Annotated in this window: 16 protein-coding genes and 4 pseudogenes; 11 read left to right on the top strand and 9 right to left on the bottom strand. The window is 49.3% G+C overall.

The window, feature by feature from the left end:
- Window positions 1-3: 3 nt before the first annotated feature.
- From ABDK09_05160 to ABDK09_05130, 7 genes and pseudogenes are all read left to right on the top strand, one after another.
- Entirely contained in the window at window positions 4-972 is a 969-nt protein-coding gene (locus ABDK09_05160) for a branched-chain amino acid ABC transporter permease (GenBank protein XAW87608.1), read from the top strand.
- Window positions 972-1,754, top strand: a complete 783-nt coding sequence (locus ABDK09_05155; GenBank protein XAW87607.1) for an ABC transporter ATP-binding protein — start codon at window positions 972-974, stop codon at window positions 1,752-1,754. The genes ABDK09_05160 and ABDK09_05155 overlap by 1 nt, the downstream gene beginning before the upstream one ends.
- 3 nt (window positions 1,755-1,757) lie before the next feature.
- Complete coding sequence (locus tag ABDK09_05150; GenBank protein XAW87606.1) at window positions 1,758-2,441, top strand: ABC transporter ATP-binding protein; 684 nt, start codon at window positions 1,758-1,760, stop codon at window positions 2,439-2,441.
- Between the two features lie 42 nt (window positions 2,442-2,483).
- Window positions 2,484-3,194, top strand: coding sequence for an aspartate/glutamate racemase family protein (locus ABDK09_05145; GenBank protein XAW87605.1), 711 nt, complete (start codon window positions 2,484-2,486; stop codon window positions 3,192-3,194).
- Window positions 3,195-3,799: 605 nt separating this feature from the next.
- A pseudogene (locus ABDK09_05140) lies at window positions 3,800-5,213 on the top strand (aminotransferase class V-fold PLP-dependent enzyme).
- A gap of 64 nt (window positions 5,214-5,277) precedes the next feature.
- On the top strand, window positions 5,278-6,201 hold the full coding sequence (locus ABDK09_05135) for a transporter substrate-binding domain-containing protein (GenBank protein XAW87604.1): 924 nt from the start codon (window positions 5,278-5,280) through the stop codon (window positions 6,199-6,201).
- A 5-nt stretch (window positions 6,202-6,206) separates the two neighbouring features.
- The gene (locus ABDK09_05130) at window positions 6,207-8,525 is read left to right on the top strand and encodes an EAL domain-containing protein (protein ID XAW87603.1); all 2,319 of its coding nucleotides are present in this window, start codon (window positions 6,207-6,209) and stop codon (window positions 8,523-8,525) included.
- Here ABDK09_05130 and arfB read toward each other — a convergent pair.
- Together arfB and ABDK09_05120 are read right to left on the bottom strand one after the other, a co-directional pair.
- Window positions 8,519-8,933, bottom strand: a pseudogene (gene arfB / locus ABDK09_05125) (alternative ribosome rescue aminoacyl-tRNA hydrolase ArfB). The gene ABDK09_05130 and the pseudogene arfB overlap by 7 nt on opposite strands.
- Window positions 8,934-9,058: 125 nt before the next feature.
- On the bottom strand, window positions 9,059-9,484 hold the full coding sequence (locus tag ABDK09_05120) for a universal stress protein (protein XAW87602.1): 426 nt from the start codon (window positions 9,482-9,484) through the stop codon (window positions 9,059-9,061).
- Between the two features lie 376 nt (window positions 9,485-9,860).
- Here ABDK09_05120 and ABDK09_05115 point away from each other — a divergent pair, with 376 nt between their 5' ends.
- The 4 genes and pseudogenes from ABDK09_05115 to astB all read left to right on the top strand — a co-directional run bounded on the left by ABDK09_05115 (window position 9,861) and on the right by astB (window position 14,635).
- The gene (locus ABDK09_05115) at window positions 9,861-10,289 is read left to right on the top strand and encodes a DUF2000 domain-containing protein (GenBank protein XAW87601.1); all 429 of its coding nucleotides are present in this window, start codon (window positions 9,861-9,863) and stop codon (window positions 10,287-10,289) included.
- Window positions 10,290-11,005: 716 nt separating this feature from the next.
- Window positions 11,006-11,959 (top strand): arginine N-succinyltransferase, encoded by a 954-nt coding sequence (locus ABDK09_05110; protein XAW87600.1) that lies wholly within the window; start codon window positions 11,006-11,008, stop codon window positions 11,957-11,959.
- A 38-nt stretch (window positions 11,960-11,997) separates the two neighbouring features.
- Window positions 11,998-13,041 carry an arginine N-succinyltransferase gene (gene astA / locus ABDK09_05105; GenBank protein XAW87599.1) on the top strand — a complete coding sequence of 348 codons (1,044 nt, stop codon included), beginning with the start codon at window positions 11,998-12,000 and terminating at the stop codon, window positions 13,039-13,041.
- Between the two features lie 252 nt (window positions 13,042-13,293).
- Window positions 13,294-14,635, top strand: a pseudogene (astB, locus tag ABDK09_05100) (N-succinylarginine dihydrolase).
- A 189-nt stretch (window positions 14,636-14,824) separates the two neighbouring features.
- On the opposite strand, the gene ABDK09_05095 reads toward astB, so the two are convergent.
- The 7 genes and pseudogenes from ABDK09_05095 to ABDK09_05065 form a co-directional block, all read right to left on the bottom strand.
- The gene (locus tag ABDK09_05095) at window positions 14,825-15,142 is read right to left on the bottom strand and encodes a GGDEF domain-containing protein (protein XAW88466.1); all 318 of its coding nucleotides are present in this window, start codon (window positions 15,140-15,142) and stop codon (window positions 14,825-14,827) included.
- Window positions 15,143-15,251: 109 nt separating this feature from the next.
- Window positions 15,252-15,740: pseudogene (locus ABDK09_05090) on the bottom strand (response regulator).
- Window positions 15,741-15,759: 19 nt separating this feature from the next.
- Window positions 15,760-17,214, bottom strand: a complete 1,455-nt coding sequence (locus ABDK09_05085) for a response regulator (protein ID XAW87598.1) — start codon at window positions 17,212-17,214, stop codon at window positions 15,760-15,762.
- Window positions 17,177-19,543, bottom strand: coding sequence for a CHASE domain-containing protein (locus ABDK09_05080; GenBank protein ID XAW87597.1), 2,367 nt, complete (start codon window positions 19,541-19,543; stop codon window positions 17,177-17,179). The genes ABDK09_05085 and ABDK09_05080 overlap by 38 nt, the downstream gene beginning before the upstream one ends.
- Window positions 19,544-19,779: 236 nt before the next feature.
- Window positions 19,780-20,307 (bottom strand): L,D-transpeptidase family protein, encoded by a 528-nt coding sequence (locus ABDK09_05075; GenBank protein ID XAW87596.1) that lies wholly within the window; start codon window positions 20,305-20,307, stop codon window positions 19,780-19,782.
- Window positions 20,308-20,582: 275 nt separating this feature from the next.
- Window positions 20,583-21,302 carry an SIMPL domain-containing protein gene (locus ABDK09_05070; GenBank protein XAW87595.1) on the bottom strand — a complete coding sequence of 240 codons (720 nt, stop codon included), beginning with the start codon at window positions 21,300-21,302 and terminating at the stop codon, window positions 20,583-20,585.
- A 162-nt stretch (window positions 21,303-21,464) separates the two neighbouring features.
- Window positions 21,465-23,036 (bottom strand): BatD family protein, encoded by a 1,572-nt coding sequence (locus ABDK09_05065; GenBank protein XAW87594.1) that lies wholly within the window; start codon window positions 23,034-23,036, stop codon window positions 21,465-21,467.
- Window positions 23,037-23,058: the final 22 nt, after the last annotated feature.

Below are 23,058 nucleotides of genomic sequence, written 5' to 3'. Positions count from 1 at the left end.
CACATGACGAAAAAAATACTCACACGTGTGGCCATGTTTGCTGTGGCTGTTTATCTGCTGGTGCCGCTGTTTATCAGTCTGACCGGTCGTACCGATTTCTATTACACACTGACTTCTGTTGCGCTGTTATCGATTGCTTCTGCGGGTGTCTGGCTGACGTTCTCGATTGGCCGTATCAACATCGGTCAGGGCGCGTATTCTCTGGCAGGCGGTTATGTCTCTGCAATATTGATTACCCAATACGGGCTAAGCTTCTGGACCACATTGCCGCTGGCGGGCTTGTTTTGCGCCCTGTTGTCGGTGGTGATTGGCCTGCCGATCCTGCGCCTGCGCGGGGTCTATTTCGCGATGGTCACCCTGATCCTGACGGAAGTGATGCGTCTGACTGCGCTGGCATTGCCGATTACCAATGGTGCGAAGGGGATCACTTCGCTGCCGCTGCCCGGTTCTCTGGAGCTGTTCGGACTGACCATCATTCCTGATTTTGCCAGTATGGAAAATCCAAAAGTGGCGTTCTATATCATGGCAGTGACCATGATGATCATTGCTTACGGCGTGTTATGGCGCATTGTCAATTCCCGTTTAGGGCATCTGTGCCGCTCAATGCAACAAAACGAAGAACTGGCATCTTCGATTGGTGTTAATACCACCTACCTGCGGGTTCTGACTTATTCGATCTCATCGTTTTTTGGCGGGATTGCCGGAGCCAGCTTCGTGGCTATCACTCAGTCGGTGTATCCGTCCTCATTCCAGGTCGCAGACAGCATTAACTTCATGCTGAACTGTTTCCTGGGCGGGCTTGGTTATGTCTTCGGGCCGATGCTCGGCACGCTGATGCTCTATTTTGGCTGGGATCTGCTGTTCACCATCGGCAAGTACCAGATGCTGGTCTACTCAAGTTTACTGATCATTTTGATGCTGTTCCTGCCGAACGGTGTATTGAGCCTGCTGGAACGTAAGGAGAAACGCTGATGAAACCGATTCTAGAAGTGCGTAACGTCACCAAGCGTTTTGGCGGACTGACCGCAGTCAACGACATCAGTTTTCTGGTTCGCAAAGGTGAAATTCTGTCGATCATCGGCCCGAATGGTGCCGGCAAGTCCACTCTGTTCAAACTGATTTCTTCATTCCTGAAAACCAGCAGCGGTATGGTGTTATTCCGAGGGGAACGCATCAGCAATCTGGCACCGCATACAGTGGCTCGTCGCGGTGTGGTACGTACCTTTCAGGAAACCACGATCTTTAAATCGATGACGGTGCGGGAAAATATCATTGTGTCGCATCATCTGCAGTCCAAAGCGTCATTGCTGGGTTTTTTCCTCGGTACTCGCAGGGCAAAAGCGGACGAAGCGAAATTTGGTCAGTCAGCAGATCGAATCATCAAACTCCTCGGGCTGGAGTCGATCGCCGATGAACTGGCTTCCAACCTGCCGCAGGGCCATTTGCGTGTGTTAGGCATGGCAATTGGCCTGGCGACCGATCCGGCGATTATTTTGCTGGATGAGCCTTTTGCCGGCCTCAATCATGATGAAACCATGCGTCTGGTGATGTTGGTACGCCGCCTGCGTGATGAACGCGGTGTGACGGTTTTGCTGGTGGAGCATGATATTCCGGCGGTCATGAAAATCTCAGACCGCATTGTGGTGCTTAACTTTGGCGAAAAAATCGCGGAAGGGACACCGCAGGAAATTCAGAATGATCCGAAAGTTATCGAAGCCTACCTTGGCTCGGAAGACATGGCGATAGGGATGTAAGTGATGCAAGAAATACTCAAACTGGACGATGTTGAACTCTATTACGACCATGTTTATGCCCTGAAGGGAGTCTCAATCAGCCTGAAAGAGGGAGAAACCGTGGCGCTGATTGGTTCTAACGGCGCCGGTAAATCCTCTATCCTCAGAGCAATCACCGGCTTGTCGAAAATCAAATCAGGTCAGATTTATTACCAGGGTGAACGGCTGGACGGCACGCCGGCGAGCCAGATTGTCGGGCGTGGTATTGCCATGGTGCCGGAAGGGCGCCGGGTTTTCCCTTACATGTCAATTAAAGACAATCTGCTGATGGGCGCGTTTACCCGCAAAGACAAAAAAGGCATCGCTGATACTCTGGACAGCGTGCTGGAGCGCTTTCCCCGCCTGCGTGAACGCTATACGCAGCAAGCCGGAACCTTATCAGGTGGCGAGCAGCAGATGATGGTGATTGGCCGCGCTTTGATGGCGAATCCCAAAGTGTTGTTGCTGGATGAACCCAGCCTGGGGATTGCGCCCAAGCTGGTGCAGGAGATAGCCCGCTCGATCGTAGCGATCTCACGCGATCAAAAGGTGAGTGTGCTGCTGGTGGAGCAGAAACAGCCGCATGGCAATGTCGATTTCCAATCGTACTTATGCGATGTCGACCGGCTCTATCGTACTGGAAGGGGAATCAAAAGCGCTGATGAATGATAAACGAATTAAAGAAGCCTATCTGGGCGGAGATATTTAACGATGAAAATATTGGTAGTCAACCCAAATACGACGGCGACGATGACCGAGAAAGCGTGTCATGCTGCCCGTCAGGTAGCATCCGAAGGCACGGAGATTATCGCCGTGACCTCGGCCTCGGGGCCGGTATCGATCGAGGGTTACTATGATGAAGCAATGGCGGTGCCGGGTATGTTGCAGGCTATCCGGGCGCAGCCGGATTTCGATGCGGTTGTGATTGCGTGTTTTGATGATACCGGACTGGATGCCGCGCGCTGTATCACCGATAAACCGGTCATCGGCATTGGTGAGGCCGGTTATCGGGTCGCCGCGATGTTGTCGAATAAGTTCAGTGTGGTGACAACCCTTGGCCGCTCTGTGCCTGCGCTGGAACATAATCTGATGCGTTACGGCATGGAGCGGCAGTGTATTCGGGTGCGCTCATCAGAAATCCCGGTACTGGAGCTGGAACAAGAAGGCTCCGCAGCGTTCGATACCATAGCGCAAGAAATTGAGCGGGCGATCCGCGAAGATCGCGCCGAAGCGATCGTGCTTGGTTGCGCTGGAATGGTGGATCTGGCGGAAAGTTTGTCGCATAAGTTCTCGCTGCCGGTCTTAGACGGGGTCACTTGCGCGGTTTCCTTATGCGAAAGCCTGGTTAGGCTAAAAGCGAAAACTACGCGCCAAGGCGGGTATGCACCACCGCCTGCTCACAAACTTATCGACCTCGCTTAATCCTTTCTGATTTTATTGGCCCCGCTATCACTATTTAAGTCTTTTAAACTGATAATAGCGGGGCCTTGTTTTGTCCCTCAGCTGTTTTTCAAGCCTCACCTTTAGCACTCATGGTTTAATTCCTCACTTTGTTGCGTCGTTTATTATTTACCGGGCCTTATCTTTGTTTAGCTTACGCTGTTGCGAGAAGTTCCAGGATGAAACTGGCATTTTCTTACGCCGGATGACTTAAAATACCTTTAAATTTAGATGTCAGTAATAATTCTTCTTGTCATCGTGATAGCAGATATTTATACATAGAGTTAAGGGGTTAATAATTCTTTATTTTGCCGGTTTTTTAAACGCATACATGCTTATTAAACTACTGGAGAATAGTTTTTAACCTCAACGTGGTGTCAGCGTTACTTATTGATAATGCCGGATTTGTTTAGCCATTGTTGGTTATTTGAACGCATTATTTGGAACCGTGATCACTTAAATGATTGCGAGACCTTAGATTCAAAACACAATCTACAATAGTCGTTGATAATAAATATTGTTGATGTAAAACTCAGTATGTATTTTAGTTTTAACATTGCACAAATGTTCATTAAAGGAACTGAACTATGACGGATAAGGAATCTATGCAGCCTAATCACAATCGCCGTAATTTTCTAAAAGGTGCAACGGGTGCCATTGTTGCTGGTGTCAGCGCTTCGGCTTTTTCCGGAGCGGTACAAGCAAAAAGCGCACATTCTGGTTGGGGCAGCCTGGGTAAGGGAAATAGCCAAAGTAAAGGGTTTTGGAAAAAAGTACAAAATCAGTTCGTGCTCGATAAGCGCACGACATATATGAATATTGGTACTACCGGTTTCTATGCCTCGTCATGTGTTACAAAATTATGATGACAACAACCAGCTTGTGGCGAAATATCCGTGGGATATGAAAGACAAGTTTGGCGACTGGCCACACACGGCGGAAATGGTCAATGATATTGCCGCCGGCTTCGGCGCGGATCCGTCTGAAATTGTATTGAGCCGTAATACCACAGATGGTTTGTGTACCATTCTGAACGGCCTCGATTTCCAGGCCGGTGATGTGATTCTGACTACGCACCACGAGCATGTGGCGGCAACCTCACCAATGAGTGTCGTGGCGCAGCGCTTTGGTGTTAGCGTCATTCAGGTTCAGCTGCCGGTCTTTACCGGGTCAGAAACCGTAACCGCTGACGATTATGTGGCGGCTTTTGCTGATGCTATTTACCAGGCTCCGGGTCCGGTACGACTGATGATGTTCTCGCACATTACCTACAAGACCGGTAGTGCATTACCAGCGAAGGAATTGTGTGATCTGGCGAAAGCGAACTCTATCCCGACACTGATTGACGGCGCACATACCATTGGCATGTTCGATTTGGATCTGCACGATATCGACTGTGATTTTTATGCCGGTTCTGGTCATAAATGGCAGTGTGGCGCAGGTGCCACCGGCATCTTATATGTCCGCCAGAATGCTGAGCGTCTGCAACAATACTGGGGCGTAGAACAACCACTTTGGTTTATTAACTCTTCTCTCGCCGAGTATGACAGCTACGATATGCAGTCAAAATTACAGTATATCGGTAATGATAATTACCCGGCCAAACAGGCACTGGTGGATAGCTGTAAAATGTGGGATCAAATTGGTCGCGATAAGATCGAAGAGCGTGTGCTTTATCTGGGGACTTTATGTAAAAACCTGCTGGCAGAAGCGTTTCCGAACGGACAGATGTATTCACCGAATGTTGATGGTTTAAAGAGTGGAATTACAACCTTTAACCCGTTGAGTGATGTCACCGACCTGTCTCGTTTGAATTCATTCCGCGACGTATTGCGTGAAGAGTACGGTTACATTATCCGCACCACAGACTTCAAATTGTATAAAGACGATTCCTATGACACGCACGCCTTGCGTATTTCGACTCACTTATTCCATAGTGAAGAAGACGTTGAAGGGTTAGTGTCAGCGATGAAGCACTTATATCGTTCTCAGTCGTTCTAATTTTAGTTCAGTGTATGACGATGCCGGCAATTAGCCGGCATCAATGGTCAATAAAGGATATTTCATGCCAGCATCGGGTTTCGCCTTGAGAGTTAAACGTGGCTTGTGTTCACTTCTCCTCCTGCTGACTGCGCCCGTGTCGGCTCACGATCTGGAGGAGATTAAACAAAGTGGGGTACTGCGCCATATCGGTGTACCGTATGCCAATTTTGTCTCCTACATCGATCAGGGAACGCTGCAGTCATTGACAGGTCTGGATGTTGAAATAATGAAAGGTTTTGCTGCTTCGCTGGGGGTCAGGTATGAGTTTGTACCGGCACAATGGAGCACCGCGTTTGCGAAGTTAACCGGACGCGAAGTGGAATATAAAAACAAACAACTGATTTGGGGAAAAGAGAAAGTAATAGAAGGTGATGTGATTGCCAACGGTGTCACTATGCTTGACTGGCGTACCCAAATCATCGATTTCTCAGACAGCTATTTTCCTTCCGGAGTTTGGCTGATCTCCCGCACGGACAGCGATTTGAAGCCTATCGCACCAAGTGGTTCTGTCGACCAGGATATTGCCATGGTCAAACATTTGATTAAAAACCGCAATGTACTGGCGATGGAGCATACGTGTCTGGATCCGAATCTCTATAACCTGTATGACACCGGCGCCAACATTATTCTGCCGGATGGCGAACGGCAGTTAAATGAAATGGTGCCGGCAATTTTAAAACACGATGCGGAAAACACGCTGCTCGATATCCCTGATACCCTGGTGGCGCTGGAAAAATGGCCGGGGGAAATTAAAGTGATCGGCCCTGTGTCCGATAAACAAGAGATGGCGGTGGCATTTCGCAAGGATTCTCCGCAATTGCGTCAGGCCTTCAACCAGTATCTGGCTAAGATTCGCCAGGACGGAACTTATGCTGCTTTGATCGAAAAGTACTACCCGTCGATTTACTATTTTTATCACGACTATTTCTCCGGACAAGGTAACTAGCAGTTATGGGACAGTCTTCTCTGAGAACCTTCAATAAAAAAATCATGGCTGTCAGTGCGATCTTGGTATCGCTCTACCTGGCTTTGGTGATTTCTGTTGCTTATATCGGTCAGGAAAAGTTAAAAGACTCCCATTACAAGACATTGGATCTCAAGGTAAAAAGTTATGCCAGCACATTGGAAAACTTATTCACAATAGCCAGTGAAGATGTCTCTAACCTGACCGAGGATAAAAGCGTTCAGACCTTTTTTGCCAACCTGGCCTCGGGTATGTCGATGGAATATGGTCTGGGCGCCAGCCTGATCAACGTTAAACGCAAACTCAACGAAAAAATCAGTCATAAAACAGTCAATCATCGCCCGATCTACAACAAGCTGACTCTGCTTGGTTATGATGGTTCGAGCTTGATCTCAACAGCTGTGGACTCGCTTAATCCGATTGACCTGACCTTGTTACTGGCCGAGGATACGCCGCTCGCGGATCTTAAGGCGAGCCGGGATGCTGATGGCAACATGCTGATTCAGGTCATCCGTAAGGTGAAATTTTCCGGACGTGTTGTGGCCTATCTGGTTGCGGATATCAACCCGGATGTTGTCATCAACCAGCTGACCTATCAGGAGCATGAAGACAGTCACAGCCGCATGGAGCTGGCGATTGATGGCAGCAAGATGATGGTGTGGGATTCCATCGAGCAGGTGCATGGTAAGGTGCTGTTGTCTGATAACAGCAAAGACTTATCCGGTAAAATCTATTTTGAAGTGCCGGGTGAGCATTATCACTTCAAGTTGTTGTCTTGGTTCGAACCACTTAACCAGCAGGACATTTTTACCTCAAAAATCTTTATCTATGGCTTGGTCATCTTAGGTGTGATGATCATTTTCGGTTTGTGTTACGCTTTTATTCTCAATAATGCTCAGGTAGAGCTGAGCATTAAGCTGCAACAAGAAACCAAAACCAAATCCATTCTGTCGCAACAGAACCACAAACTGACTAAAGAAATCGCCAAACGTAAGGCCTCGGAGTCCGCACTCGCTTATCAGGCTAAGCATGATGTGTTGACCAGTCTGCCCAACCGCAGTTACGCGCTGGAGCGCCTCAACCTTGAGTTAGCCCGGGCAGAGCGAACCGGACAAGAAGTCCTGGTGATGTTTATCGACCTGGATCATTTCAAACAGATCAACGATTCAATGGGCCATTTTTTCGGTGATGAAATTCTTAAACTCTGTGTCGAACGTCTGCAGCAGGCTGTACGCAAGACGGATTTGCTGGCCCGCATCGGTGGTGATGAGTTTTTGCTGATTCTGCCGGAGTTGACCGATCATGACGCTGCTCAGCGTTTATCCCTCTCGCTGCTCAAAGCGTTTGAGACGCCGTTTGTATGGAAGAATCAGGAGTTTTTCCTCTCGGCCAGTATCGGTATGTCGATTTACCCGCGCGACGGAAGTACATCGGAGCAACTCGTCGCCAGTGCGGACATGGCGATGTATCGGGTAAAACAGGATGGGCGCAATGGTTTCTGTTTTTATGATCACAACATGAATGATGATCTGCAGCGTTTTCTCGAGTTGGAAAACCGCCTGCGTAACGCCATTTCCCACCAGATGCTGGAACTCTATTACCAGCCGATTGTTCATCTGGCGAGTGGTCGTGTGGTTGGGGCTGAGGCCTTGATGCGTTGGCATGATGAGAAATATGGCTTTGTTAATCCGGAAGAGTTTATCTCGATTGCGGAGCGTAACGGGCTGATTCATCAATTGGGCGAGTTTGCGATAAGACAAGCGACACAGCAAGCAGCGCAATGGCAGCAAATCGTACCCTTGTTCATCTCGGTTAACTTCTCCAGTGTCCAGTTCCGTTATTGCGATCAATTGTTGGTGCAAATTGAGAACAGCCTGCAGGCAAGCGGATTACCGGGAGAAAAATTTGATGTGGAAGTGACCGAAAGCCTGTTCTTTAACCACAGCAATGAACTGATGAGCATGCTGGATAAACTACGCGAAAGGCGTGTCAAACTGACGATTGACGATTTCGGCACCGGTTACTCTGCGTTAAGTTACATCCAGCGTTTTCCTTTTGATCGTCTTAAAATCGATCGCAGCTTCATTAAAGACATGCTCGACAATGATTCGGATAAGGAGCTGGTTAACGTAATTATTGCGATGGCCAAGGCGTTAGGACTGCAGATTGTTGCTGAAGGGATTGAAGAACAACGCCATGTTGATTACCTCAACCAGATGCAATGTGAATATGGCCAGGGCTTCTTCTTTAGTCGCCCGTTGCCGGCCAAAGAGTTTGAAGCCTACTTAAGGAAAGCCGGTCAGTAATCGACTTTCTTTCTTAACACCTTAGTGGCGCCGCGTTTGGTTTTATTATCCACGCGGCGTCGTTGCGACCCCTTGGTGGGTTTGGTCGCCCGACGGGTCTTTTCGACCACCATAGCGGCGCTAATCATCTCTTTCAGCCGATTAAGCGCGTCTTCTTTGTTTTGTTCCTGAGTCCGATAAGACTGGGCTTTAATCACGATCACACCATCTTTGGTCAGCCTGGAATCAGACAATGCCAGTAAGCGTTCTTTATAGATCTCGGGTAAGGTTGAGCGTTTGATATCAAAGCGCAGATGAATGGCACTGGAAACTTTATTGACGTTTCTGACCGCCGCTGCCCATGGCTCGGATGGCCGAGAGTTCGATTTCCCAGTCGGCTAGAGAAACTTTATTGGAAATTTGTAGCATAAATAACGCGTAACCAGAGCAATGTTGCAGAGAGTGTCTGCAACATTCTAAGCAGTCCGGTTCCGTTTGGCTACCTTGTGCGGCACTTGATTCATCTGATCACGGCGTAAAATCGCTTAGCGACGCTAATCAACAATCGGCACCACCAGAATATCGATGGGGGATTTGTTGATCAGATGGCGAGAGTAGGAGACGATTTTGCTGACAAAATCATGGTGATGACCACAGATCAGCAGATCATAGTTATCGCTGGCAATCAGGGTTTCCAGCTTTTTGCTCAGATCCCCGGTACCGACATAAAAGTGTTTGAATGGGAATTCACTGTATTGTTGAAATTGCTTGAGCATCTTATTTGAATGTTCATCCAGAGGTTTTTGTTCCGGCTCAGCCCGGATGTCGATCAGCTGTTGGTAAATTTCCCCTTTCGTCCCGTCAATATGAACCAGAGACACATCAGCATCGACTAAGCTGGCAAAAGAGACTGCTTTATCAATCAACAGTTTACTCTCTTCCTCCAATTCCAGAGCGACCAGGATATGTTGATATTTCATTACGATACTCCTTCGTTAAGTCACTCTGAATATCATAGTATTTATGGTGAACAATAGTGTTGCTGCGTTAACAGAACTACAAAAAATTCTGCTCGGTGTGCCCTGTTTTTGTGCGGCGGATCCGGGGGCGGCAGTGCTGTTCAGAATAGGGCTAAACACTTGTTTATCAAATGCTATATGTTTAATCTGCGCAGGGTGGGTGTATTGCGTATCAGCTGTTACTGCGACAGAGGCCTGAGGGGTAAGTAGTAAACTAGACGACGGTCGTGTGGAAGAGCGAACTTATCTCGATACGTATTCGTGCAGTACACTGATCGCCACATTGATATTAAGTTTGAGATGAATAGATAGTAAGAAGTTTAGCAAGGAGAGAAGAGTGAACCTACCTGATGAGAATCAACAGCGTTATGTCGCTGTACTGAGCAAAAAATTGGATTTTGGCCGCAGTTTAAACGTGTTGGGACATCTTAGTGCCGGTCTGGCGGATTTGCTGCATAGTGAGGGTACCGAGTATGTCGACTATCGTGATCTCGATGGCAATATTTTGCCTAACATTTCCCATTATCCGTTTATTGTGCTGAAAGCCGACAACTCCAACAAAATTCGCAAAGTGAAACAGGAGGCCAGTGACCGGGGAATTCGTTATACAGTCTTTACTCATACGATGGCGCAAGGGGGCTCTGCCGAGCAGCAAACTCTGACGCAGCAGACTTCTGAGTCAGAGCTGGAATACTGGGGCATCTGCCTGTTTGGCGATACCGAAACAATCCAGCAGTTCACCTCAAAGCTGAGCCTCTACAAATAAGTGTGTATCTATTGGTATAGCGGGGCCTGATGCTGTTCACGCAAAAGTCAGTTTAATACCAACACCAGTAAAATTCTGGTGTTTTTATCCGAAACTTCTCATCGTTCGGGTAATTTTCATACACAAAATCAGACTAAAAATTCCCTTGTTACGCATTTTTATTAATAGAAAAAATAAATTTGGCATGTTCATTAATATTTCTATGCAGATATTATAAATAAATTATCTTTGTCCGTGTTGTGATAAATCACGCAAACGTCATCTAGTGTCTTGTCGAATAACGAAAAGATCAACTCAAATAAAATTCAAATTAAACAATAAGTTATAGTTAAATCGTTGTTTGTTTTGTTGTAATTATGTTTCTGGTGTATTTAATTTGTTGATATTTAATCGGGTTTAATTTTACTATGTCTGTCAAGGTTGAGATTAGTTTTATGGAATAAGTGGAATAGGTTTAATTTAAATAGTGACTTTTAATGCATTAATTTTCATTAATTCGCTTTGGGTATGATTAATTATTCGAATTTAACCTCTAGTCTCAAAAAAATTAAGTGAAATCTGGTCCTGACAGTATTGGAAATCAGTCATCAGGTCTATGAATACCAATCCGGAGTGATTGGGCAGGCCTTGCCTGCATAGATAAGGATATAACATGTATTTATTCCGTCCCGCTCAGCTCAGCGATTTGAGCGACATTGAACGCCTGGCCCAGGACAGTGGCCCAATGGTGTGCACCCTGCCGGCTACACGTTTCCCATCTGACTCAGAAGGTTGAACGTTCACTGGCCGCTTTTGCAGAGGATGTGGAAGCACCGGGCGATCAGGCTTATTTCTTCGTGCTTGAAGATGCCCGCAGTGGTCGCTTAATGGGGACCGGCGCTATCAATGCACTGGCCGGTTGCCAGGAGCCCTTTTACGCGCTGCGTAATGATGTCCTTATTCACTCTTCCCGCGCTCTTAACGTCCACAGCCGGATTCAGGCTCTGACGTTGAATCATGATTTGAGTGACCATTCCCAGCTCTGTTCATTTTATGTGGATCCATCTTTGCGTGACACGCCTTATGCTGCACTGGTGACTCTGGGCCGACTGCTGTTCATGAGCGCATTTCCAATGCGATTTTCGGATCAATGGCTGGCGGTGATGCCGGGTGTGGCAGATGCTGAGGGTCGGGCTCCGTTTTGGGAAAACGTCGGGCGTAAATTTTTTGGTATGGATTACAACCAGGTCGAATACTACAACGGCACCCGGGATAAAACGTTTATTGCCGAACTGATGCCGCATCATCCTCTTTATGTCCCCTTGCTGGCCAAAGAGGCGCAGCAGGCGCTGGGACAGGTACATGGTGATGCAGAGCTGCAGTTTCGCCTGCTCGGTGATGAAGGGTTTGAAGCGGACAAATATATCGAGATCTTCGATGCCGGGGCCATTATGACGGCACGTCGCGACACTCTGTCCATCTGGCACGGTAAGCAACACGCGACGGTGGCCAGTGAAAGCGGTGATTTAGCGAGCGCCAAACCCTTCCTGATTGGTTTTATGGGCCCGGATGGCTTCTGCGCCACCATAGTATCTGCGTATTTTGCCGCTAACAAACTGATTTTAGAACAAGGAAAGTGTGAAGAAGCCGGCCTGCAACAGGGCCAGTCAGTGTGGTTTTTGCCACTGTAACCTTTTCACTTTCAACATCATGACAAGGAATTAAAACTATGATGGTGATTCGTCCGATCAACAGGGATGATAAACAGGCGCTGCTTAATCTGGCGACCAAAACCGGGGTAGGCTTTACTTCATTGCCTAATAATGAACAGCGCATCAGTGATCGTATTGAGCGCATGATCGCGACCTGGGAAGGCAGTGCGCCGCTGCACGATCAGGGCTATTTGTTTGTACTGGAAGATAGTGTCACTAAACAGGTGGTCGGAATCAGTGGCATCGAGGTTGCGATTGGTCTGACTGAGGCCTGGTATGATTTCCGGGTTGGCACCCTGGTTCACGCATCCAAAGAACTTAATGTCTACACTCAGATGCCGACCCTGTTCCTTAGCAACGACCATACCGGTAACAGTGAGCTTTGCACCTTGTTCCTCGATCCGGATTATCGTCAGGGTAAGAATGGCCATCTGCTTTCCAAGTCGCGCATGCTGTTTATGGCCACCTTTGAAGACAAGTTTGCTGACAAACTGATCGCGGAAATGCGCGGTGTTTCGGATGAAAATGGTCACTCTCCGTTCTGGGAAAGTTTAGGCCGCCATTTCTTTGCGATTGATTTCAGTGAGGCGGATTACCTGACAGGGATTGGTCAGAAAGCGTTTATTGCTGAACTGATGCCAAAGCACCCGTTCTACGTCGATTTCCTCACCGATGAGGCTAAAGCCGTGATCGCTGAAGTGCATGAGAACACGCTGCCGGCGCGAAAAATTCTGGAAAGCGAAGGCATGCGTTATGAAGGGTATATCGATATTTTCGATGCTGGTCCGACCCTGGAAGCTTATACCAGAGATCTGCGTATTGTGCGTGACCATGAAACGCGCCGCGTCGCCGTGGTTGACGACGCAGAAGAGGGCGTGACGCCACTGCTGATTGGTAATCAGAGTTACCAGCATTATCGTGCTATTGTCGCCAATCAGCCCTACACCCGCGACGAAATTTTACTGACCGCCGAGCAGGCTGACGCGCTCAATGTCACCGCAGGAGAGGTGGTCAGAATTGCGCCGTTGTTTGCACGGGAAAAACATCATGGTCTGGGCTGATTGGACCGTGAACAGATTTGATGTGATTGGACTTTCGGTGAGCGAGACTGCCGTGTTCAAGCCAATTTATCCAAAACGATGTGTACCCCACATATACGATTAGTCAGTACCGACTACGATTAATAAATACCTGGCACGCTTAGTCAAGACGGGCCGCGAGAAGGTACAGGTGATAAGGAGCAGTAGACTATGTCACAACATACAGTGTCATCCCATCCGGTGTCAGAAATGGCCGCCAATCAGCAGCCAGATGTGACCGCTTATGAAGCAAACTTTGATGGTCTGGTAGGGCTGACCCATAACTATGCCGGACTTTCGTTTGGTAATGTTGCGTCGACATCCAACAAGAACGCGGTTGCCAATCCGAAACTGGCTGCACTGCAAGGCCTGGAGAAAATGAAAACTCTGGCTGATATGGGCTTCAAACAGGGTGTGTTGCCTCCGCAGGAAACGGCCATGTGTACACACATTACGTCAGCTCGGATTCAGTGGTACGGATGCGCAGGTGATCGCGCAAGCGGCCAAACAAGCGCCGCGCCTTCTGGCTAATGTCAGTTCTGCTTCGTCAATGTGGGTCGCCAATGCCGCAACGGTGTCGCCGTCGGCCGACACCGCTGATAACAAGGTCCACTTTACGGTGGCTAACCTGAACAATAAATTCCATCGTTCTATTGAAGATGGCACCACAGGGCGTGCTCTGCAGGCCATTTTCCGCGATGACCGCCATTTTGCGCATCATGATGCTCTGCCGCAACAGGCGATCATGGGGGATGAAGGCGCGGCCAACCACAATCGGTTGTGTGCCAGTTACGGTGAAGCGGGCGTTGAAGTTTTTGTTTATGGCCGTCAGGCGTTTGGCGGTGAGGTCGAGCCACAAAAATATCCTGCGCGCCAAACCCGTGAAGCCAGTGAAGCCGTGGCTCGTTTGCATCAGCTCAATAATGACAATACCGTGTTCCTGCAGCAAAATCCTGCAGTCATTGACCAGGGTGTTTTTCATAACGATGTGATTGCGGTGAGCAACGGCCCGGTGCTGTTCCACCATCAGGAAGCGTTTCATCACCAGGTTGCTGCGTTTGCTGAAATTGAGCGTAAGCTGGCTCGGGTTGGCGCTGAGTTTACTCCGATTGAAGTGCCGACCAGCAAGGTGTCGGTACAAGACGCGGTGAATACTTATTTGTTTAACAGCCAGTTACTGACCAAGCCGGATGGCAGCATGATGATTGTGGTGCCACAGGAGTCGCGCAATAACCAACGGGTTTGGATGTATCTCAATGAACTGGTCACCAGTGGCGGGCCAATTCGTGACATCCGGGTGTTTGATTTGCGTGAAAGTATGTGTAACGGTGGTGGTCCGGCGTGTCTGCGTTTACGCGTTGTACTGACCGAACAAGAACTACAGGCAACAAATCAACGCGCAGTGATGAATGATGCGTTGTATCAGTCACTGACTCATTGGGTGGGCAAACATTACCGTGACCGCCTGACCGAAGCTGACCTTGCTGACCCGCAATTACTGACAGAAAACCGTACGGCGCTCGATGAGCTGACCCAAATCATGGGGCTGGGCTCGATTTATCCGTTCCAGCAGTAATGTTGCCAGCAAAATTGGCAATACTGCCCGGAATACCGTTAATATTGCTTTGAAAACTGTTAATGTTGTGCTGAAAATCGGTAATATTGTGGTGAATGCCGGCAATATTGCTAATAAAACAGACAGAGAAAAATGCCCGGTTACCCGGGCATTTTGCTTGTTATCGTTACCGATTCTGAGAGTGGTTGACTAAGCTTCAACCACGTCGCTGCAGGTTTGGTTACGGCCCTGACCTTTGGCCTGATACAGCATGGTATCAGCCAGAACCAGCAGTTGCTCTGTTTTACAGGATGACGCTCCCGGCATGTAAGTCGCACCGCCAGCACTGACCGTCAGCAGTTTAGTTGGCGATTGAGGGTGGGCGATGGCTTTCTCTTGCAGAGCTTCTTTCAGCCGCTGCGCGATATGCTCGAGCCCTTCCTGATTGGTATCCGGCAGTACCATGACAAATTCTTCGCCGCCGTAGCGGGCGCCGAGATCGGCCGGACGTAGACAGCAGGACTGAATAAGTTTCGCTACATGACGAAGGCAGTCGTCGCCGGCGAGATGGCCGAAACCGGTCGTTGTACTGCTTGAAATAATCGATATCGATCAATAGCACAGACAGCGGCTCCTGCTTGCGAAACGCCTGGGCGACCTGAGCTTCAATGTACTGGTCAAAGTAACGGCGTGAACTGATGCCGGTTAAGCCATCTAAGTAGGCCAGAGAACGCAGTAAATCGGATTGATGTTTGAGAGTCAGGTGAGCCTTGATACGATGCTTTAGCGTATTGGCGTTAATCGGCTTTTTGAGAAAATCGACCGCGCCAGCATCCCAGCAGGCGTTTTCGTCATCCTCTTCGGTCAGAGCCGTAATGAACATGACCGGTGTATTGGCTATCTCTTGAGTGCGTTTGATGATTATGCAGGTTTCCCAGCCACTCATATCCGGCATCATCACGTCCATCAGGATCAGGTCGGGCCGGTGTTCTTTGCACACGGTAATCGCCTGCTGGCCTGTGGTGGCCATCAGGATGTCATAGTCGTTTTTCAGTAACTGGTAAATCAACTGAATATTACTCGGTTGATCATCCACGACCAGAACAGTGAACTTGGGCTCTTTCATCAATTCCGGAGAAAAAAGGTTACGATGCATCAGCTAAGTCTTTAATTCTTTTAAGTTTATCTACAACCACCGCGGCGTCGGAAAATGCCAGGTTGTGCATGTGGCTGGCGAGTTCTTTACTCAAAGGGCTATCAATGAGTTTAAGCGAATCTGATATTTCATCAAATAACCCCATTGCGGCCATATTGGATGTTTTCAGATAATGGAACAACTTGTCCAGTTGGGTATCGAGTTCAGTGATTTCTGTCGCTGGCGTCAATTTAGGTGTGGCTTGGTTCAGCAGCTCAGCAAGATGTTCAAGTTTTGATTTTGCCACTAATATTTCGGCCAGCAAAGCGCTGTTACGACTGATCATATTATCGGGATGCTGGGCGCAAAAGCTCTCTTCTTTCTGTAGTTTGCTTGCCAGCGAAGTCAAACCACAACTGGCAGCCGCACTTTTGAGGCTATGATACAGAATACGTGCTTCTTTGGCCGAGTGCTGAGGTTGCTGAAGTTGCGGTAACGCAGCCTGGATATCCAAAGCGCATTGTTCGATAACCCGGGTGTAGATATGCAGATCGCCCAGTCGAGCGACCGCTTCTTCAAGAGCAATATGGTGCAGCTGCGCATAGTCCAGCACCTGCTCGGGCAATGACTGCTGTTGTTCCGGCTCATGGTTATCAGTCATGTCGCTCTGATTGGTATAGTGGAGGACTTTTCTGATCACTTCATCGAGATCAAATGGTTTGGCGATATGATCATTCATACCGGCCGCTAAACTGGCCTTCTTATCTTCCGGCATCGCATTAGCGGTCATCGCAATGATGGGCAGCTTTTGAAAATGGGGTAGCTGACGAATACGACGTGTGGTCTCATAACCATCCATCTCCGGCATCTGAATGTCCATCAGCACCAGAGCGAACTCTTGTTGCGCCAGCGCCGCCAGGGCTTCTGAGCCGCTTTGTGCCTCGACAATTGTCGCCCCTTGCTGAGTCAGCAGTTCGGTTGCGACCAGGCGGTTGGTCGGATTATCTTCCACCAGCAGTAATTTCAAACCCAGCAGAGCACGGACAGGCGAGCTACCTGATATGGATGGGCTGATGGTCACTTCAGGGCTGCAACGACATATCACATCGTAGAGGGTCTTTTTGAGTGCTTCCGGCGTGACCGGTTTGATGAGCAGCGCATCCAGCAGTGATTGGGTCTCTTCCAGATGTTGGTCAAGTAAGTTGCGGCTAAACCCTGTCACCATGACGATTTGCGGCATGTGCGTCAGGTGCGCTTGGTTACGCAGCGTTTTAGTCAGTGATAATCCGTCCATGCCCGGCAGTTTCCAGTCGACCAGCAGCAGGTCAAACGGTTGGTCGGTGCCATCGCGTTGCTGGATACGATGTAATGCGGTTTCGGCATCGGACACCACACTGACATCACAGCCGAAGCGGGTCAGGAAGTCTTCAAAGATGACCTGAGCAGAGCTGTTGTCTTCTACCACCAGAAACCCGAAGATTGGCCGGTAAATCAGGACTGCGCGCCGGCTGATCGTTTGTATCGACACAGCCTAAGGTGACGGTGAAAGTAAACTCACTGCCTTTTCCATGTGTACTTTTTACTTCGATAGTCCCTTGCATCAGGTTGACCAGGTGTCTGACAATCGACAGGCCGAGTCCGGTTCCGCCGTAGCGCCGGCTGATGGAAGACTCAGCCTGGCTGAAGCCTTTAAAGATGATTTGCAGCTGTTCTGATGTCATACCGATTCCGGTGTCACTCACCGTCATCCGCAATACGCACTGTTGTTGGAGCAGAGAGTCGACACTGATCGCGATTTTGACTTCGCCATGTTCGGTGAATTTGATCGCATTACCCGCCAGATTGAGCAGGATCTGACGCAAACGCAGGCTGTCGCCGATAAGATAATCCGGGACATCTTCATCAATTTGATAAATCAGCTCCAAATGTTTTTGCTGACTATTGGAGGAGAGCAGAATGCCGGTTTCGTGTAACAGCTCAGTCAGCGAAAACGGATTTTGTTCAATCTGCATTTTGCCGGCTTCAACCTTAGAAAAATCGAGAATATCGTTGAGCAGCACCAACAGCGATTGCGCAGCATTCTGGGTTTTATTGAGATAATCGCGTTGCTGTTTGTTAAGGTCGGTGTTCTGCGCAATCTGCAGCAAGCCCAGAATCGCGTTCATTGGTGTACGCAGTTCATGACTCATGTTGGCGAGGAATTCAGACTTGGCCTTGTTTGCCTGCTCAGCCTGCTCTTTGGCTTCCGCCAATTCTTGCTCGCGTTTGAGCATGTCGGTCAGATCATACGCAATCCCGAGATAGCCGACAGGTTTATTATGTTCATCCTGCAGCATGCTGACAATCAGGCGTACCGGAATGTGGTGGCCGTTCTTGTGCACATAGGTCCAGCGAGTCGTATCGACAATGCCCATTTTTGCTTTGGTCACAAACGCTTCGAATCCGGGGGCTATCTCTCTGCCCAGCTCAGCAGATAACTCGTGCGCGCGTGCACGGATTTCTCCAGCCACGTGGAACTTCTCCGGTGTGGCTCGTCCTATTATCTCAGAGGCTTTATACCCGAGCAGTCTTTCCGCGGACGGGTTGAACTCGCTGATAATACCGTCCATATCTGAGGCAATAATCGCGTAGCCGGCACTGCTTAATATGGTACGTTGCAGCGCGTAGACCTGAGAAATTTCTTCAGTTCGTTTGACGACTTCTTGCTCCAGTTGAGCATTGGCGTCGGTCAGCGCCTTTTGCGTGGCTTCAGCCAGTTCTTCTCTGTGCTGACTGGCGAGTGCTCTTCGGGTCAGTAACAGCTGTAAACTAAACACAATCAGCACTAGAAGGATGGTCATGCCAATCACTTCGCGAAAGATACGCTGATTGGCCGACGCGGGTACAGATTTAATAAAACCCTGATGAGCCGTCAGCGATAAGGACCAGTCGCGTCCAAACAGCCAGATCACTTGTTTGGAACTGTATTCGGTGTGTTGCGTGACGTCACCGCGTGAGAAGAAGGTTTGCGGCTGATTCTGAGTGATGTCGGAAATAGTCAGGGTCAGGTCATTGCTCATACCGGTTATCGAACTCAGCACTTCATCAATCAGAATCGGGGCGTAGCTCCAGCCGCGAATGGCGTGCATGCGTTGCTCGATTCGGTCCGGAACCTGATTTGATTCATAAACAGGCATCAGGATCAAAAAGCCCTGTTTGGTTTTTTGATTGGCCTGAACCAGGGTGATCGGCGCCGTCAGGCGAACTTCATTGTATTGGGCGGCGGCAAGTGCGGCAGCGCGGCGCATCGCTTCTGAACCAATATCCAGGCCAACGGCTTCGGTGTTACGATTTTCCGGCTCGATGTACTGGATGACAAATTTACTGTCGTTGTGAGGCGTCAGGGTTTTAATTTCAAAGTTTTTATCCGGGCGCTCGGCTTTTGCCTGAGTGACAAACGCTTGTGCGTCGCTGGGAACCACATAACGAATAAACCCAAACCCGCGTGCGCCCGGAAATTCCAGGGCGTAGTCGCGCGTTTGTGTGTACTTGAGCATTTGCTGGTAATCAAACTGATCTGAGCCGACGGTCATGACGGCACCGCGCATGCCCCGAATACCATATTGATACAGAGTCACGCGTTCAGCGACGGCTTCGCTGATCTGGCTGAGTCTTAAGTCCAGTTCACGCTGAATCATGTGCCTGCTCTGCTCTTTCTGCTGTTTATCCAGATAAGACGCAGTAACAAAACCCAAGCTGAGAATAATCAGGGGTAACCACAGAACTTTAGCAAGCATGCGATGTATCGGAGGCATTGAGATTGGCATTCGTTGCGTAGACCTGTCCTTTAGGTGTCAATCGACTCGGTATCAGCTAGGTGATTCAGCAACGTGATACCGTGGATTACAAAATATATGAATATTCATTGTAGAACATATGATGATGATAAGCCTGGCAATTTTTGCCAGCAACATCACACAGACAGCAGAGGTAGAGTGTTGTCAGTCCAAGCAATAGCTGACTATGTAATAGATGAGCAGTGCCTGAGGTATCACCACTCGATATCGATAGGTGTGCCGCTGTCTACTAAACTGAGGAATTCATCCATTTCCCGGTTGGTGAGAGCGATACAACCATTGGTCCAGTCGAAACTCTGGATGTATTCCGGTCGGCCGTCGAATCCTTGTTTGAGGCCGTGAATCTTAATGGCGCCGCCGGGGTTGACACCCATTGACTCAGCGCGTCTGAGATCCTGTTGGTTAGGATAACTGATGTTCATGGAACGATAAAAGCCGGACTGTTCACTGACATAGTCGAGATAGTAACGTCCTTCCGGGGTGCGTTGGTCGCCTTCCTGAACTTTGTGGCCTTTGGGTGATTTTCCCAGTGCGATCCGAAACTCACGAATCACCCGTCCTTGCTCGAGCAGGTACATGCGGCGTTTGGATTTATCGACCTGCACCAGATCGGCTTTCAGTGCTTCAACCGGCGCGAAGCGCTCTTCCGCAAAGGTGGCGGCACTGAATAGAGTCGGCAGCAATGACAATAAGGTCACAGACAGGGCGCTGTTTTTTCGCATAACGAGTTCGTTGATTAACGGCTATTCCAGCTGAATAGTGAGTAAGCCAAGGCAAATAATGACTCTATTATGCGGGCAGTTTTACGCTCAGTGCCAGTGCTGATTGCTACTGACCTATCAAAATGTGAGACCAGCAGCACTCAATTGTTATTTAAGCAGACTAATAGTTATTTAAGCGGACCAATAGTTATTTCAGCAGGCCGATTGTTGGTTTAGTTAAACAGATTCTTCGTTTAGATAAACAGATAGTTCGGTTAGTCAAACAGATTGCTGGTTCAGTCAGACAAAAAATACTCGATGGTCGATACAACGCGAACTTTCTTGATATAAGGCGTGTTGTTATCCCGGTCAGAAATGGAAAACTGACCCTGCGTCGCGCGTTTGATTTTGCCCAGAGTACTTTGCGAGTCTTTGGCAAACTTCTCGGCAACCTGCCGAGCCTGTAGCGTCGCTTCTTCGACCATTTCCGGTTTGATGTCGTTAAGCCCGGAAAACAGGTACTCGATCCGGCTATTGTAGTTGGCTGCGTTAAACACAATGTCTTCTTTACCCAGTTCGCCAATCTGGCTGATAGCCTGTCTTACCAGTTCTACATTCGGGCTGTACACCGTCAGCGACTGCGTCGCGAGATAACGCAACTCAACCGGAGAATCTCCGCCGTACTGCTGCGCTTTTTTGTCGATCACCGCAGGAGAGGAGAGTGATACTGCGTCGGCGCTGATGCCCTGACGGGCCAGAAACTGCATCACTTGTTGGGCCTGCAGATCAAGCGTGGTGAACAGGCTGGGTAAGTCATTATCTGCCAGAGTAAACTGAATCGGCCAAATTACGGTATCCGCCGCGACTTCGCGCTCCGAAAGGCCTTTCACGGTAACGACCCGTTCATATTCTTTAAACTTAACCGCCGATTGCTGCACATAGTAGCCGAGGGTGGCAAGGCCCAGTAGCAGGCACAGGCCGAGGATGAGAGAGGATTTAGTGGTTAACTGGGTCATGATACGCTCCGAAATCGATTCCCCGTCAGCGTAGACGAGCTGACGGGGAATCGTTAAGCGTCAGATCACGTTCACAGCGTTGCTAACGGATCTTTGACCTGTTTTTTACGTTTGCTCTGCTGCTGTTCTATTCGTTTAGTTAACTGCGCCAGCTCGCGGCTGCTATATGAGCCCGGATTGGCAGAGTAGAGTGCCTGGTTGAGTTTCGCTCAGTGCCAGTTGCAACTGCGCTTGTTCCTGATCTGTTGTGACCACCTCAGCTTGCCAGCGTTTGAGCGCATGGCTGAGCGCAATGCCATCATTGCCCTGCAGCGCCTGTTGCAGTTGTTGGTAGTGAGAGGAGATATTGTTCGCTTGCGCTTTTGGTGTTGATGCACTGCGTTTGCGCAGTTGCCACACCAGAGTCAGCAAGGTTACAACCCACAGTAAGGCAAACAGGGCAGTCAGATACGGCCAGTAACCGGCGTCTTTCACGGTGACGGTTTGAACCGGCGACGATTGCGCGGGCGCCGGGGCAGGAGTCGCGCTGGCGACCACCGGGTTATCACCTGGTTTTACCGTCAGGGTCAGGCCTGATCCTGACGTCGTCTGTTGCTGCTTGCGCACCGTATCCCACCAGTTAACCGCCACAGCGGGCAGAGTGACTTCGCCGCTTTGGCGTGGGATGAGAACCTGCTTTACCGTCATGGTGACATCGCCGTTATCGAGGGTATCGAACACCGGTTTCTCGTCATAGACGCGCACCGAATCGGGATAGTTGAGTTTCAGATCCGGCAACTGCTCCTGCGACAGCCCCGTTACCTGTAAAGTGATTTCGCGGGTAATAGAATCCCCGACTTTAGTGACATAGCGGCTGCTTTCAATCGGCTGACTATTGCTGTCCAGCCAGCGCTCTTTCAGCGTCAGCAGGCTGGTTGGCAGCCAGTTGCCCTGGTAGTTGTCAGGCTTGGGTTCAACCGTGATAGTGTAGGTTTTCGGCGTGGTGTTGAGCGGAATAATTCGGGTTGATCCATTAAAGCTGCTGCCATACACCAGGGTGCCGGTCAGGCTCGGCTCGGACAGGGTAAACTTGCCCGCTTTGGTCGCGGTAAGGCGAAAGTCCTGATCGACAACCGTGACTTCAATCCCATCCATGACCGTCTGATACTGGTTTGGTTCTCCGGCCGCTTTGAGTTCCATGCCATCCACCTTTGGCGGCGCTATCTTGGGATCCTGCAAACGGCGCGGATCGGCTTTGATGATCAAGCGGGCTTTGAGCAGCGTGCTCTCATTCGGATACAAGGTCGAGCGTGATAGCTGACTCTGTACTTCGACCAGATCATCGCTGCCCGGCGCCGTTTCATCATCGGTCACCTGAATCGTAATCGGATCGGTTTTCTCTCCGTTCAGCTCAAAACTCGGAATCGTCACTGTGCCAATCTGATTGGCTGCCAGCGAGACGGTCCACTCACTGCGATTGGTGCGCGTACCGTTGATAATGTTAATCGATGAGCCAAAGCTGGGGCGGCTCATAAAGAAATCTTTGTCTAACGGGCTGAAGTCGATATCGTCTGATGACGCTCTGTCTTCACTGACCACTTTAAGCTGAAAGACTTCATTTTTGACCACCTTATTCTTACTGACGCTGGCGTAGAAGGCCGCACTGGCGCTCAGGCTGAACACGCAAAAAAATAGCACCGTCAGCCCGGTGACTAGGTGACGGACGAATGAAAGACGGCTGAGTAATAATTTCATGATCACCACTTCTTACCTTGAG

The organism is Vibrio sp. CDRSL-10 TSBA (assembly GCA_039696685.1).
Classification (GTDB): Bacteria; Pseudomonadota; Gammaproteobacteria; order Enterobacterales; family Vibrionaceae; genus Vibrio.
The sequence above is the reverse complement of the archived record's forward strand: the minus strand, read 5'-3'. Positions and strand labels throughout refer to the sequence as shown.